Below are 13,943 nucleotides of genomic sequence, written 5' to 3' on the forward strand. Positions count from 1 at the left end.
CGTCGGACACCCCGCCGGGCACCCGTTGTGCACGGCCCCGGCTCGCGGCCCGCCCCGGGTCGCGGCCGTGTTAGAGGTCGTAATCGCGCGCGTATTCGACGGGGAACATAATCGCGCCCGTCTCGCGAGGGCGGGATCCGGGCTCCACGGCCCGAAGCCGCAACGCAGCGATTTCGGGCCGGTGCAAATCACAAAGAAGCGACTTCCAAGGCAGAGCGATCTATGAGGCTTGGCAGCAAGAGCTGTTGGCGAATCGGCAGGCGGATCGCAAAGCTTTTGCTGGCCGCCGTGCCGGTACTCCTGTCCAGCGCACAAGCCGCCGAGACGGCAGCACGGCAGTCGCCCCAGGACGGCGAGGCCCTCCACATCACCCGGGCCGAGTTGCTTTCCGTGCCGGGCCGCGGCTACACCGCGCCTCCGCGCGACGCGCAGGAAGCGGCGCTGCCCGAAAAGGGCTGGAGGAAGGTCAGCCTCCCGCACACGGTGGGACGCGAGCTGGTGCCCGACGAAGGCAGCGGCGCACGCACCGTGACCGACTGGTACCGCATCGACCTGTCCGGCAGGGCTTCGGTGCGCGAGCCTCAGCTGCTCTATCTCCCGCGCTGGAAGACACTGGGCCACATCGCGGTGTACGGCGACGGCACCCTGCTCTACCAGTCGCATGGCAGCCCCATCCACAACGGCTACAACCATCCGCTGCTGCTGCCGCTGAACCCGACCGCCGACACGCCGCCGCCGAAGACCGTGCTGATCCGCATCGACCGCCTGCGCAACAGCGGCAGCGGCTTCTCCACCGTCTGGGTGGGCAGCGAAGAGTCGCTGAGCTGGCGCTACCAGATCCGCCAGCTGCTGCAGGTGCAGTTGCCTTTCATGGGCAGCGCCGCCTTCCTCGCGGTCGGCGCCTTCGCTTTCGCGGTCTGGGTGGGCCGTCGGCGCGAGCTGCTCTACCTGCTGTTCTTCGCCATCTCGGCGCTCGCCTTCTTCAGGACGCTGCACTACTACGCGGGCGGCAGCTACATACCGATCTCGGACGAATGGTTCGAATGGATGACCGTCTCCAGCCTGCTCTGGCTGGTGATCCTCATCCACCTCTTCCTGCAGCGCCTGCACCAGCAGCCTTCGGTGTGGCTCACCCGCATCGCGGTCACGCTGGCCGTGGCCTGCAGCGTCTCGACGCTGCCGCACCTGTCGTCGAAGATCGTCAGCCTGTACCTGTTCACGCCGCTGCTCAACCTGGCGGTACTGCCCGTGGCGGTGCTGATCTTCACCGTCAACCTGCGCAAGTCGCTGGTCACCCAGCAGACCGAGGGGCGGCTGGTGGCGGTCTGGACGGTGTTCGCGCTCGCGCTCACTTCCTACGACGGGCTGCTGCAGAACAACCTGGTGAGCCCGGAGAGCGTGTACATGTCGCCCTACGCCATCATCAGCCTGTTCTTCGTCTTCTCGTACATCATGTTCCAGCGCTACACCGGCGCCTTCGCCGAGGTGGGCCGGCTCAACCGGGGGCTGGCGCTGCGGCTGAAGGAGCGCGAGGCCGAGCTGGAGCAGAGCTACCAGCGCCTTCGCGCGAGCGAGAACCAGCACATGCTCAGCGCCGAGCGCCGCCGCCTGATGCAGGACATGCACGACGGGCTGGGCTCATCGCTGATCAGCGCGATCCGCTCGGTGGAGCGCGGCGCCATGACGGAGGCCGAGATCTCCCACGTGCTCAAGGGCTGCATGGAAGACCTGCGGCTGGTGATCGACTCCATGGAAAGCGTCGACGCCGACCTGCTGCTGCTGCTGGCGACCATGCGTTTCCGCCTCGCGCCGCGCATCGAGAGCGCCGGCATCACGCTCCAGTGGGAAGTGCAGCCCGTGCCCGCCCTCGACTGGCTGGACCCGGACGGCGCGCTGCACATACTGCGCATCGTGCAGGAGTGCGTGGCCAACGTGCTGCGCCACACGCGCGCGACCACCATCTGCGTGAGCACCACCGTTGTGGACGAAGGCGTGTGCGTGATCGTCGAAGACAACGGCGGCGGCTTCGACGTGAGCGAAGCCCTGCGGCGCGGCGGCCGCGGCCTGCGCAACCAGCAGCGTCGCGCGCAGGAAATCGGGGGCACCGTGAGCTGGGAGGCCGGCGCCGCAGGAACTCGCTTCGTGCTCTGGCTCCCGCTGGAGCGCACGGCCGGGGCCGGCAGGGTCCTGGGCGTGGCCTGACGGCTCAGAGACTCGACGCGATCTGCTCGCGCAGCCACCGGTGCGCAGGATCGCGATGCCGGCGCTCGTGCCAGAGCATCGCCATTTCGTAGCCCGGCACCTCCAGCGGCGCCTCGACCACGCTCAGCCCGGGTGCGCTGCGCGCCAGCCGCTCGGGCAGCATCGCGACCATGTCGGTGCCGGCCACCGCCGACATCATGAAGAGAAAGTGCGGCACCGACAGCACCACGCGGCGCGCCAGGCCCCTCTCGGCCAGCGCCTCGTCGGTGGGCCCTGCGAAGCCTCCGCCGGCCAGCGACACCACCACGTGCTCCAGCGCGCAGAACTGCGCCAGCGTCGGCCGGCGCTTCAGGCGCGGATGGCCGGCTCGGCCGACGAGCACATAGCGCTCGTTGAAAAGCACCCGCGCGTGCAGGCCCGGCGGCGCGCCCACGCTGGTGTGGAAGAACAGGTCGATCTCGCCGCTCTCCAGCTGCCGCGCCATGCGCGAAGGCACGGCCTCCACCACCGCCAGCCGCGTGTTCGGCGCCGCGGCGCGCAGCCCGGCCAGCGACGGCAGCAGGATGGCCGACTCGGCATAGTCGGCCGCGGCGACGCGCCAGGTGGTGCTGGCCTCGGCCGGCTCGAAGGGCCGCGTCGGCGCCACCGCGCGGCCCAGCGCCTCCAGCGCTTCGCGCAGCGGCTCGCGCAGTTCGTCGGCCCGCGCGGTGGGCCGCATGCCGCGCTGCGCGGGCAGCAGCAGCGGATCGCCGAATACCTCCCGCAGCTTGGCGAGCTGCACGCTCACCGAGGGCTGCGACAGGTTCAGCCGCTCGGCCGCGCGGGTGACGTTGCGTTCGGCCAGCAGGGTGTCGAGCGTGACCAGCAGGTTGAGGTCGAGGCGGCTGAAATTGTTCATGGCAATTCCTGGAATTCAGACTATTCATTTCCAATATATCGCCACGGCACCTAACCTGAGGGCATCTCCACTCGAACCTTCCAGAAATCATGAACGTCCTGCTCGTCCTCGCCCATCCCGAAACAGCTTCGCTCAACGGCGCACTGCACCGCTTCATGGTCGACCGCCTCACGGCCGCCGGCCACACGGTGCGCGTGTCCGACCTCTATGCCATGCGCTGGAAACCCGCACTCGACGCCGACGACTTTCCCGCGCGCGACACCGCCGCGCGCTTCGACCCCGCCCTCGATTCGCAGCAGGCCTTCCAGGCCGGCACGCAGACCGCCGACATCACCGCCGAGCAGGAAAAGCTGCTCTGGGCCGACGCGGTGGTGCTGCAGTTCCCGCTCTGGTGGTACTCGATGCCCGCCATCCTCAAGGGCTGGATCGAGCGCATCTACGCCTACGGCTTCGCATACGGCGTCGGCGAGCACTCCGACACCCACTGGGGCGACCGCTTCGGCGAAGGCGTCATGGCCGGCAAGCGCGCCATGCTGGTCGTGACCACCGGCGGCTGGGCCTCGCACTACGCGCCGCGCGGCATCAACGGGCCGATGGACGACCTGCTCTTCCCGATCCACCACGGCATCCTCTACTACCCCGGCTTCGACGTGCTGCCGCCCTACGTGGTGCACCGTACCCACAAGGTCGACGAGGCCGCGTATGCGCGCATCACGCAGGAACTGGGCGAGCGGCTCGACACGCTCTTCACCGCCGAGCCGATTCCGTTCCGTCGCCAGAATGCCGGCGACTACGAGATCCCCGCGCTCACCCTGCGCGAGCACATCGCGCCGGGCAAGACGGGCTTCGCGGCGCACACCGCCGGCTGAGCCAGCCTCAGGGCAGCACCGGATTCGCCACCGCGTTCGCGATGGCCGCATCGGCATCCACGCGCAGCATGAAGCGCTTCGCCACCAGGTCGTTGGCGGCGGCCGTCACTGCGGCCACGTAGCCGGCCTGGTCGGTGTAGCGCTCCTGCAGCGAGGGGCGCGGATCGGCGCCGCGCAGGGCGGCCGTCTTGGCGAACGGGAAGTACGAGCCGAACAGGCCCGCCTGGTCGATGCGGCCCGGCACGCTCGTGTAGTTCCAGCCGGTGTTCGTGCCCAGCGGCACGGCCACGTCGAGGCTGCGGATGCCGGCGAGGTCGTTGCCGTCGGTGTCCACCTGCGGCACCAGGATCGCGTAGTCGCGCCCCAGGTAGGCCGGCGGCACCTGGGTTGCGATGCCGCTCTCGTCCTGCGGACGGTAGCCAGGGCCCCAGTCGAGCAGCGAGTAGTTGTTGACCAGGCCCGTGTAGCTCACGCCAGGAATGGCCGGGAACTTGACCTGCTGCGGCCGCACGAGTGTGGCGTCGGCGATCTTCGGCACCTGGCTGTCGGGCGGCGTCGTGCCCTTGACGACCCAGTCTTCCAGGTTCTGGTACAGCGCGCGCACCACCGGGATCACGCCGGCATTGCCGTTGGTCGCGTAGAGCGCGCCGGCGCTCGAGCCCGGCAGCGAGGCCAGCCCCAGCAGATGGTGCGTGCTCGCGTAGTAGTAGACGCGGGCGTTCGCGGGCTGCACGAGGTCGGTGGTGCCCCAGGCGTCGGTCAGCAGCGGCGAGCCCTGCAGCACGTAGAACTCGGTACCGCTGAAGCCGATGAAGAGCTTCGGGCAGGTGCCGCTGGCCTCGCAGCGCGACAGGATGCCGCCACGGCGCTGCGCCACGTCGTCCACGTAGTCCTTCGAGAGCCCGCGTGTGCCGGCCTGCCCGAAGGCCGTGTGGTCGGCACGCACGCCGCCGCCGCCGCCCGGAATGGAGAAGCGCATGTTGATGTTGGTCTGCCGCGCCGCGATCTGCGCGAACACGCCGTCGAACACCTTCCGGCCCGCGCGGTCCTCATTGAAGCCGAGGTGCACGAAGGTCTTCATGAAGTTGCCGCACTGCGAGACGCCGGAGGCGATCGTGTTCTTGATCGCCGCGGCCACCGGGTTCGCCGTGCCGGACGAGTCGCTCGCGTCGCGGTGGAAGAAGCTGATCATGTCGCGCAGCGCCGCGAGGCCCAGGCCCATGACCTTCGGGTCCTTCGCGACGTAGACCAGCTCGTACAGGTAGGCCGGGTCCCACTTGTCCTTCAGGCACACGTTCGTCTCGTCGGGCGTGCCCGGGAATGGCGTGGCGGCGCTGCACTTGGCGAACTTCCAGTCGCTCGCGGGAATGAGCTGGCGCGCATCGCCTTCGTTGATGCGACGCGTGAGCACGTAGCCGGGCTTCGTGTTGTCCAGGCTGGCGGTCGGGTAGGCCTGCATCGCCGCGTTGAACGGGCCGCCGGGCAGCGGCAGCGAATCGTTGGTGGCCGCGGTGGGCAGCAGTTCGGCGCGATAGGTGCCGGTGATGCTGCTGCCGTCGGCATTCTTCGCGACGGGCACCTTCAGCGTGAGCTTGCCGGCTGCCGCCGGCACGTCGCCCTGCCATGCGGCCGTGAGGAACACGTAGCCGCGCGAGGCGAAGTACGGATCGAGGTTCACGATGTTGCCGCGATTCGGCGCGTCGTAGCGCAGCACGCCGCTGGCCTTACTCATGTCCTTGGGCTTGAAGAGCACGAAGTCGGAGGTGTACTCGACCTTGCCGTTGGCGTTGAGCGGCGCGAGCTGCAGGTCCTGGATGATCGCGTTGCGCGCGTCCTTCGGGTCGACCTCGCCGGTGAAGGTACCGGTGATCTTCTCGTAGGCACCGACGCTGCCGAAGGTGCCCGCCACGTCTTCCGTCGCGGTAACGACGAGCTTGTATTTCGGCGCCGTGGCGGCCGCGGGCGGCGTGGTGGCAGGCGGCGTGCCGGCGGACGGCGGCAGCAGCAGGCCGCCCCCTCCTCCGCCGCTTCCGCCGCAGGCGCTCAGAAGAAAAAGGGCGGCCGAAGCCACCGTGGCAGCCCTGAGGCTCCAGCGTTTCATGGTTTGTCTCCTTCGTTGTGGATCTTCTGTATGCGTGCGGCGCCGATCCCCGCTACGGCGTGCGGGCCGTCAGATCACTCGGCCTCGATGCCGGCCGCCTTCACGATGCGGCCCCATTTCTGCGACTCGCCGGCCTGGAACTTCGCCAGTTCCTCGGGCGAGCTGGTGAACACCTCCGTGCCGGTCGGCTCGTAGAACGCGGTCTTCGCGGCTTCGCTCTTCGCGGCCTTCACCAGCAGCTCGTTGAGCCGCTTGACCACGGCCGGCGGCGTCTTCGCGGGCGCGTAGGCGGCGAACCAGTAGCCCATCTCGTAGCCCTTCACTCCCGCCTCGGCGATGGTGGGCACGTCGGGCGCGAGCGCCGAGCGCGTGGCGCTGGAGAACCCCAGCGCGCGCAGCTTGCCGGCCTTGACCTGCGGCAGGCCGGTGGCGGTGTCGGTGATCATCATGTTGATCTGCCCGCCCAGCAGGTCGGTCACGGCGAGCGTGTTGCTCTTGTAAGGCACATGCAGCAGCTTGATGTCGGCCATCTGCTGCAGCAGCTCGCCCGCCATGCGGCTCGATGAACTGCCGCTGCCGAAGCTGTACTTGCCCGGCTCCTTCTTGGCGAGCGCGATGAACTCGGCCACGCTCTTCGCGGGGAAGCTGGGGTTCACCACCATGATCTGGCCGCCCTTGCCGAGCGCGGCGACGGGCGCGAAATCCTTCACCGGGTCATAGGGCAGCTTCTTGAACAGGTGCTCGTTGGCGGCGTGCGTGGTGTTGGTGGTGATGAGCACCGTGTAGCCGTCGGCCGGCGCCTTCGCCACGCTCTGCGAGGCGATGAAGCCGCTGGCGCCCGCCTTGTTGTCGATGACCACGGCCTGCTTCGTTTCGGCGGTGATCTGCGTGCCGAGCGCCCGCGCGATCTGGTCGGTGGCGGTGCCCGCCGCGAAGGGCACGACGAAAGTGATGGGCTTCTCCGGGAAAGTCTGTGCGTGGCCAGGCAGCGATGCCACCACCATGGCGGCCGTCAGCGCGGCGAGGGGGAACAGCTTCATTGTTTTGTCTCCGTATGGGTCAGATGAAAAAAGAAAGGGAAAGGTCTTTGCTACGGCCCTGCCAGCAGCGGCTCGAATTCGCGCGGCACGCGCACCGGCATGTCGAGCAGCAGGAAGGAAAGCGCCTTGCCGTGCGCATCGAGGTTCAACGCGTCGTTGACGCCGCCGTCGAGCACCGCGTCGAGCACGAAATTCATCGCACCGAGCTTCGGCAGCAGGAAGCGCTGCACCTGTGAGGGCGAACGGTGGTGGAACTGCGCCGCCACGCGCTCGGGCGTGAGTTGCTCGACCAGCATGGGATACAGCTGCGCATGCCAGGCGATGACGCTGATGTTGGAGCGGTCGCCCTTGTCGCCAGTGCGGCCGTGGGCGGCGCGGTACAGCGGCACTTCGATGGTGTCTGCCGTGTTCGTCATGCCAGTTCCTCCTGCGAGAGCAGCTCGAAGCGCACCGGTATCGCCTCGCGCGGCAGCAGGCACGACAGCGTGTTGAGCCGCGGCGTGAGCGCGGTGCGCACGCCGCCGCCGCCCGCCGGGCCGCAGGTGTAGAGCGCCATCACCTCGCGCGCCAGCCGCTCGGCTTGCGCGCGCTCGGTGTGCGAGGCCGCGACGCGCAGGCGCACGTCGCGCAGGCCGGCATCGGGCGTGTCGGCCAGCGCGCGGCCGGCGTCGTCGCCGAAGATGCTCAGCGCGCCGATGAGGTCCACGCGCAGCGAGAGGCCGTCAAGGCGCTTTCTCAGCACCTCCGCCGCGAGCCGCGCACGGGCCTCGGCACGCGGGCCGGCATAGGAGATCTCGCCCTCGGCCAGCCAGCCGCCTTCATGGCACACGTTGACCTTGTAGCGCTCAGGCCGCGCATGGCCGCGCACGCCCGAGAGCGCCACTCGCTCGATGCCGTCGAACGCGTGCACCTCGGCCTCCGAGATGTCGGCGACCACGTCGGGGGTCAGGTAGGCGGCCGGGTCGTGCACCTCGTAGAGCAGTTGCTCCTTCACCGTCGCCTCGCTCACGAGGCCGCCGGTGCCGTCGGCCTTGCCGATGGTGCAGCGGCCTTCGGCGTCGATCTCGGCGATGGGGAAGCCGACGGACTCCAGGCCGGGCACGTCCTTGTAGCCCGGATCGGCGAAGTAGCCGCCGCACACCTGCGCGCCGCATTCGAGCAGATGGCCCGCCATGGTCGCGCGGGCGAGCCTGTTCCAGTCGTCGGCGCGCCAGCCGAAGTGCGACATGGCCGGGCCGACAGTCAGCGACGGATCGGCCACGCGGCCGCACACCACGATCTGCGCGCCCGCGTCGAGCGCGGCGGCGATGGGCTCGGCACCGATGTACGCATTGGCGCTGACCACGCGCAGGCCTTCCATCCGTGCGCCCAAAGCTTCCTGGAACATCGCGCGATGCTCGGGCCCCGACAGGTCGTCGCCCTCCACCACCGCGATGCGCGGCGCGCTCGCGCCCAGCTCGCGCGCCATGCGTGCGATGTGCCGGGCAGCGGCACGTGGATTGGCCGCGCCGAAGTTGCTGACGATGCGGATGCCGTGCGCCAGGCAGCGCGCCAGCACGGGCCGCAGCATGGGGTCGAGCAGCGGCTCGTAGCCCGCCTCGGGGTTGTCGCGTCGGCGCAGCTGGGCCAGCGCGAGCGTGCGTTCGGCCAGCGTCTCGAAGATCAGGAAGGCGCGCCGGCCTTCGGGCCCTGCGGCCAGCCGAGCGATCAGCGTGTCGACCACCGGTCCGGCGGCGTCGGTGCGGTCGCCCGAGAAGCCTGCGGCGCAGCCGATCAGCAGCGTTGGCGTGTCTATGGGATTCATCGCCGTGCACTGTAGGCAGCGTGTTCTCATCCGTAAAATCGAAAATACGGATCGATTGATCTGTTTTTCAAATAAGAAGCCAGCTACCGGCACCAGAGACAGGACAGACATGCGAAAGACGCCCGACCTCTCCACGCGCCAGTTGCGCGCCTTTCTCGCGCTGGCCGAGCACCGCAACTTCACGCGCGCGGCGCAGGGCAGCCATCTCTCGCAGCCCGCCTTCAGCGCGTTGATCCGCACGCTCGAAGACGCCGTCGGCACGCGCCTGTTCGATCGCGACACGCGCAGCGTGCAGCTCACGCCCGAAGGCCGGCTGTTCGAAAGCTCGGCGCGCCGGCTGCTCGACGACATGGGCAGCGCAATGGACGACCTTGCCGATCACGTGGAGCGCCGCAAGGGCCGTGTGCGCGTGGCCGCCCTGCCCTCGCTCGCGGCCGGCTGGCTGCCCGCCGTCTTCGCCGAGTTCATGCAGGCGTGGCCCGGCATCCGCGTCGACCTGGACGACGCGCTGTCGGACGCCTGCATCGCGCTCGTGCGCAGCGGCCAGGCCGACTTCGCGCTCGCCGCCTCGGGCGCGGGCGGCACGGCGGACAGCGACCTGCGCGCGAGCAGGCTGTGCACCGACCGCTTCCACCTCGTGTGCCGCGCCGACCACCCGCTCGCGCACGAACCGCGCCTGACGCTGAAGAAGATCGCGCCGCACCCGTTCATCCAGATGACGCGCAACAGCAGCGTGCGCCAGGCGCTCGACGCGGCGCTGCATCCGCAGCGGCTGAACTCGGTGTTCGAGGTGGAACACCTCGCCACGGTGATGGGGCTCATCGAAGCCGGCCTGGGCATCAGCGTGGTGCCCGCGCTCACGCTCTTCCACTTCCAGCGCGAAACGCTGGTGACGCGGCCGCTGCCGCTGCCTTCGCTCACACGCACGCTCTACCTGGTGCAGCGGCGCGAGGGCAGCCTGTCGGTGGCGGCGCAGACGCTGCACGACCTCATCGTGGAGCGGCTCGGGTCGCTGCGGCTGGACTGAAGGCGGGCGAGCGCTGCTCGCCGCCTCAGGAGGAATCGAAAACGGTTCAGGCTGGTTCGGTGCCAGCCTCGGTGCCCGTCCCTGTCGCCTTGTCCGTTGCCTTCCCGGTCGCCGCCACCGCCTCCACTGCTGCTTCCACCACCGACTCCACCGCGGCCTCCGCCTGCGCCTTCATCGCGGCGAGCGCGGTCGGGTTCGGCGTGGGCTCGCCGATCTTGCGCATCGTGTTGCGGTCGGTGTGGCTGAAGGGCTCGGGCTTGCCGAGCACCTCGAGCACCGTTTCGAGCTCGTACGACCAGCTGCCGTCGTCGTGCACCGTCACCTCGATGCCGTAGCGCAGCGTCTTGAACGCATGCTGCAGAAAGGGGTTGTCCACGATGCCGTTGTTCTCGCTGCCGCGCACGGCTTCGAGCCTGAAGCTGCGGTCGTCGGCTTTCGCACGGCCCGTGGCCATGGCGGTGAGGCCGCGCGGAATGGTGAGCGTCTGGATCAGCGCGCCGGTGGCAGGCTCCCACAGCCAGTAGCCGACCTGGTCATGGAAGGTCTCCACGTCGTCGGGCTTGACGATGCGCAGGTGGTAGCGCAGGCCGTAGAAGATCTGCGGGCCGTTGGTCTGCGCATCGATGGGTTGGAACTCCGCGTGCTCGATGTAGGCCTCGGCCTCGGGGCCGTCCTCCTTCGGGCTCACGTCGTGGCCGGCCGAGCCGGTCCAGATGCCGGCCAGCGCGGTGAGCGGGCCCAGGTTGGCGAGCGTGTTCGGATCGGGTTCCGGCTCTGTGTAAATGTCGCGCGGGAATTGCGTCGCGGGTTGCTGCTGTTCCATGTTCTTCTCTCCTCGAAGGGGCTTGCTGTATGGGGCAGGAGTGTCGCTCATCAACCTTCGGCTTCCCTGACTCGCCTGCCGCTCACTGGTCGAGCCGGATGCCGACCTTCGCGATGATCGCGCCCCACTTGCGCCCCTCGGCATCGATGAAGGCCCTGAACTCCTCGGGCGAACCGCCGCCCGCCACCAGCCCCTGGTTGGCCAGAAGTTCGCGCACCGCGGGCTCCTGCAGCACGGCATTGACGTCGGCGTTGATGCGCTGCACCACTTCGGGCGGCGTGCCGGCAGCGGTGAAAAGGCCGTTCCAGGCCAGCGATTCGAATCCGGGGTAGCCCGACTCGGCCACGGTCGGCAGGTCTTTCATGAGCTCGGAGCGCTTCGCGCTCGTGATGGCGATGAGCTTCACGCGCTGCCCCTGGATCAGCGGCAGCAGCGCGGGCGCTACCGTGAACAGCGCCTGCGTGTCGCCGGCCGCGAGCGAGAGACCGGCCGGCGGCGAGCCAGAGTACGGCACGTGCACCGCCTCGATGTGCGTCGCGCTGCGAAACAGCTCCATGGTGAGGTGCGACGAACTGCCCGCGCCCACCGACGCGTAGCTGAATCTGTTGCCGCGCTTCTTCGCCCATTCGACGAACTCGGGCAGCGTGTTCGCGGGGTTGTCGGCCTGCACCGCGAGCACATTGGGCTGCGAGGTGGTGAGCACGATCGGGATGAGATCGCGCGCCGGCGCATAGGGCATGCGGGCGTACATGTAGGGTCCGAAGGCGATCGGCCCGTTGAAGCCGATGCCCAGGGTGTAGCCGTCGTGCGGCGCCTTGGCCACGGTGTCCATGCCGATCAGGCCGCCGGCGCCGGCCTTGGTCTCGATCACCACGGGCTGCTTCCACATCACGCGCAGGCGGTCGGCGAGCGTGCGGGCGATCAGGTCGAGCGAGCTGCCGGCCGGCGCGGGCACGATCACGCGCACCGGCTTCGAGGGCCATGCCTGTTGCTGCTGCGCCCATGCGCCCGCGGAGAGAGCGGCGGCGAACAGAAAGACGGCAAGAGCCGGGAGCGGGTTCTTCATCTTCACTTTCTCGCCTCCTGCCGCGCGGCATCGATCTGCGCATGATTGGCCTCGGCCCATCGGTCGACCGCGATCAGCGTCCTGCTCAGCGACAGGCCCAGAGGGCTCAGCCTGTAATCGACGTGCGGCGGCACGGTCTGGTGGTCCTCGCGCAGCACCAGCCCGTTGAGCTCCAGGTCGCGCAGGGTCTGCGTGAGCATCTTCTGCGAGATGCCGCCCACCTTGCGCAGCAGTTCGTTGTTGCGCTGCGGCTTGCCGCGCAGCAGCGGAATCAGCAGCAGTGCCCACTTGTTGGCGATGAGTTCCAGGACGCGGCGCGAGGGGCAGTCCGCGCTCCACACGTCGGCGGAGGCTGCTTCGGCTTCTGCCTCCGCCTCTGCCACATCCAGGTTCTTCTTCGACGGCATCTTTGAATTTCCCATGGTTACCAGAAGGTGCGTACTTGTAGCTCGGTGCCCGGGCCGGAATTATCCGGTTCCTCTTTTCAGCAACCAACGACAACGAAGGAGTTTTTTCATGGGTTGGATATTTCTGCTGGCAGCGGGCCTGGTCGAGATCGCGATGGCCGCCGCGCTCAAGCAATCGGAAGACTGGTCCCGGCTCGTGCCCTCTGTGGTCGGCGTGCTGACCGCGCTGCTCAGCATCTACCTGCTGGCACGGGCGCTGCGCTACCTGCCGCTGGGGCCGGCCTACGCGATCTGGACCGGCATCGGCTCGGTGGGCGTCGTGCTCATGGGCGTGCTCTTCTTCGGCGAAGCGCTCTCCGCCGCGCGGCTTGCATGCATCGCAATGGTGATCGGCGGCACCGTGGGCCTGCGCCTAGTCAATGGGTGATGCGGAAAGGAAACACAATCGTGACCACACGCATCCTGCACATCGAGGCATCACCTTCCGGCGAGAGATCGCGCTCCGCGGATACGGCGCGTTACTTCCTTCAGCAACATCGGGCGCTGCATCCCGAGGTGGAAGTCGAGACATTGCGCCTCTGGGACCTGGACCTGCCCGCCTTCGACGCCACGATGATCGAAGCCAAGTTCGCAGTGCTGCGCTCCACCAGTGCCACCGAGGACCAGAGGCGCCGCTGGCAGAGCGCCGTGCAGTTCGCGCGCGCCTTCAATGCCGCGGACAAATACGTCTTCAGCCTTCCGATGTGGAACTTCGGCATTCCTTACATACTGAAGCACTACATCGATATCGTTACCTTGCCCGGCGAGAACTGGCTTTGGACGCCCCAGGAAGGCTATAGCGGACTGCTGCGCGGCAAGCGTGCAGCCCTCGTCTATTCGAGTGCGGGTGACTATCCGGTAGGCATGCCGTCGCACGATAAGGATTTCCAGAAACCGTATATGCGCGCCTGGCTCGGCTTCCTCGGAATCCACGACGTTGCCGAGATAGCGGCGGCACCGACGCTCGCATCGCCGCAGGCTGTCGCGGCCTCTCTGGCCCGGGTGCGAAATGAAGCCGAAAGGCTTGCAGAGCGCTTCTGACGGGCATTCGGCCTTTAACCACGTCGGGAATGGGCTGATTTTCGGGGGACTTCAAATCGACATCCGGTCGCGGCAATATGCGCATCCCCCGATTCTTGTGTCACCCGATCTGACCTGAGGACTAAGGAGCTTTCCATGTTCGCTACAGCAGAGCGCACCATCAAGACCCCCGGCCCCGACCATCCCATCACCATCACACCGAACCCGCTGCGCGTGGTGGTGTCGGTCGATGGCTGCATCGTCGCCGATACCCGCGAGGCGCTGACAGTGCGTGAAGCCCATTTCGGCACCGTGCATTACTTCCCTCGCAAGGACGTGAAGATGTCGCTGCTGGAACGCACCTCTCACGCAACCTACTGCCCGTACAAGGGCGAGTGCAACTACTACAGCATCCCGGCCGGCGGCGAGCGCTCGGTGAATGCGGTGTGGACCTACGAGTCGCCGTACGACTCGGTCTCGCAGCTCAAGGACTACGTGGCCTTCTATCCCGATCGCGTCGGGCCGATCGAAGAGCGCGTCTACTGACCATTGCACGCGAGCACGCATCTTTCAGCAAAGCAAACAAAAAGCCGGGCCCCGCTTTCGCAGGGCCCGGCTTTTTCTTTTGCGCTTCTTCCAGCGCTGGG

At 68.1% G+C, this 13,943-nt stretch carries 13 protein-coding genes and 1 pseudogene; 6 read left to right on the forward strand and 8 right to left on the reverse strand.

Annotated elements, in window-relative coordinates; all coding sequences use genetic code 11:
* Positions 1–288: 288 nt before the first annotated feature.
* The gene (locus tag ACAM57_RS19105) at positions 289–2,202 is read left to right on the forward strand and encodes an ATP-binding protein (RefSeq protein ID WP_369658511.1); all 1,914 of its coding nucleotides are present in this window, start codon (positions 289–291) and stop codon (positions 2,200–2,202) included.
* Positions 2,203–2,206: 4 nt separating this feature from the next.
* Here the strand turns inward: ACAM57_RS19105 and ACAM57_RS19110 are convergent, their stop codons facing one another.
* Positions 2,207–3,100 carry a LysR family transcriptional regulator gene (locus tag ACAM57_RS19110; protein WP_369658512.1) on the reverse strand — a complete coding sequence of 298 codons (894 nt, stop codon included), beginning with the start codon at positions 3,098–3,100 and terminating at the stop codon, positions 2,207–2,209.
* 89 nt (positions 3,101–3,189) lie between these two features.
* Between ACAM57_RS19110 and ACAM57_RS19115 the strand changes: the two genes are divergently transcribed.
* The gene (locus ACAM57_RS19115) at positions 3,190–3,969 is read left to right on the forward strand and encodes an NAD(P)H-dependent oxidoreductase (protein ID WP_369658513.1); all 780 of its coding nucleotides are present in this window, start codon (positions 3,190–3,192) and stop codon (positions 3,967–3,969) included.
* A gap of 7 nt (positions 3,970–3,976) precedes the next feature.
* Here the strand turns inward: ACAM57_RS19115 and ACAM57_RS19120 are convergent, their stop codons facing one another.
* The 4 genes from ACAM57_RS19120 to ACAM57_RS19135 form a co-directional block, all read right to left on the reverse strand.
* The gene (locus ACAM57_RS19120; RefSeq protein WP_369658514.1) at positions 3,977–6,070 is read right to left on the reverse strand and encodes an alpha/beta hydrolase domain-containing protein; all 2,094 of its coding nucleotides are present in this window, start codon (positions 6,068–6,070) and stop codon (positions 3,977–3,979) included.
* A gap of 74 nt (positions 6,071–6,144) precedes the next feature.
* Entirely contained in the window at positions 6,145–7,110 is a 966-nt protein-coding gene (locus ACAM57_RS19125) for a Bug family tripartite tricarboxylate transporter substrate binding protein (RefSeq protein WP_369658515.1), read from the reverse strand.
* Positions 7,111–7,160: 50 nt separating this feature from the next.
* Positions 7,161–7,526 (reverse strand): hypothetical protein, encoded by a 366-nt coding sequence (locus tag ACAM57_RS19130; protein WP_184641976.1) that lies wholly within the window; start codon positions 7,524–7,526, stop codon positions 7,161–7,163.
* Positions 7,523–8,914 carry an acyclic terpene utilization AtuA family protein gene (locus tag ACAM57_RS19135; protein ID WP_184641975.1) on the reverse strand — a complete coding sequence of 464 codons (1,392 nt, stop codon included), beginning with the start codon at positions 8,912–8,914 and terminating at the stop codon, positions 7,523–7,525. Before ACAM57_RS19135 ends, ACAM57_RS19130 begins: the two co-directional genes overlap by 4 nt.
* Before the next feature lie 109 nt (positions 8,915–9,023).
* On the opposite strand from ACAM57_RS19135, the gene ACAM57_RS19140 reads away from it, so the two are divergent.
* Positions 9,024–9,941: a LysR substrate-binding domain-containing protein gene (locus tag ACAM57_RS19140; RefSeq protein WP_369658516.1), complete on the forward strand. Its 918-nt coding sequence runs from the start codon at positions 9,024–9,026 to the stop codon at positions 9,939–9,941.
* A 169-nt stretch (positions 9,942–10,110) separates the two neighbouring features.
* Here ACAM57_RS19140 and ACAM57_RS19145 read toward each other — a convergent pair.
* The 3 genes and pseudogenes from ACAM57_RS19145 to ACAM57_RS19155 form a co-directional block, all read right to left on the reverse strand.
* Positions 10,111–10,764: pseudogene (locus ACAM57_RS19145) on the reverse strand (FABP family protein); the annotation flags it as partial.
* 82 nt (positions 10,765–10,846) lie between these two features.
* Positions 10,847–11,830 carry a Bug family tripartite tricarboxylate transporter substrate binding protein gene (locus tag ACAM57_RS19150; RefSeq protein WP_369658517.1) on the reverse strand — a complete coding sequence of 328 codons (984 nt, stop codon included), beginning with the start codon at positions 11,828–11,830 and terminating at the stop codon, positions 10,847–10,849.
* Positions 11,831–11,832: 2 nt separating this feature from the next.
* Entirely contained in the window at positions 11,833–12,237 is a 405-nt protein-coding gene (locus ACAM57_RS19155; protein ID WP_184641971.1) for a helix-turn-helix domain-containing protein, read from the reverse strand.
* A gap of 109 nt (positions 12,238–12,346) precedes the next feature.
* On the opposite strand from ACAM57_RS19155, the gene ACAM57_RS19160 reads away from it, so the two are divergent.
* From ACAM57_RS19160 to ACAM57_RS19170, 3 genes are all read left to right on the forward strand, one after another.
* Positions 12,347–12,664, forward strand: a complete 318-nt coding sequence (locus ACAM57_RS19160; RefSeq protein WP_369658518.1) for a multidrug efflux SMR transporter — start codon at positions 12,347–12,349, stop codon at positions 12,662–12,664.
* A 20-nt stretch (positions 12,665–12,684) separates the two neighbouring features.
* The gene (locus ACAM57_RS19165; protein ID WP_369658519.1) at positions 12,685–13,317 is read left to right on the forward strand and encodes an FMN-dependent NADH-azoreductase; all 633 of its coding nucleotides are present in this window, start codon (positions 12,685–12,687) and stop codon (positions 13,315–13,317) included.
* Positions 13,318–13,452: 135 nt separating this feature from the next.
* Positions 13,453–13,842 carry a DUF427 domain-containing protein gene (locus ACAM57_RS19170; RefSeq protein ID WP_126018631.1) on the forward strand — a complete coding sequence of 130 codons (390 nt, stop codon included), beginning with the start codon at positions 13,453–13,455 and terminating at the stop codon, positions 13,840–13,842.
* The last annotated feature ends 101 nt before the right edge of the window (positions 13,843–13,943 follow it).

It is taken from the genome of Variovorax sp. V15 (genome assembly GCF_041154425.1).
GTDB classification, from domain to species: Bacteria; Pseudomonadota; Gammaproteobacteria; order Burkholderiales; family Burkholderiaceae_C; genus Variovorax; species Variovorax guangxiensis.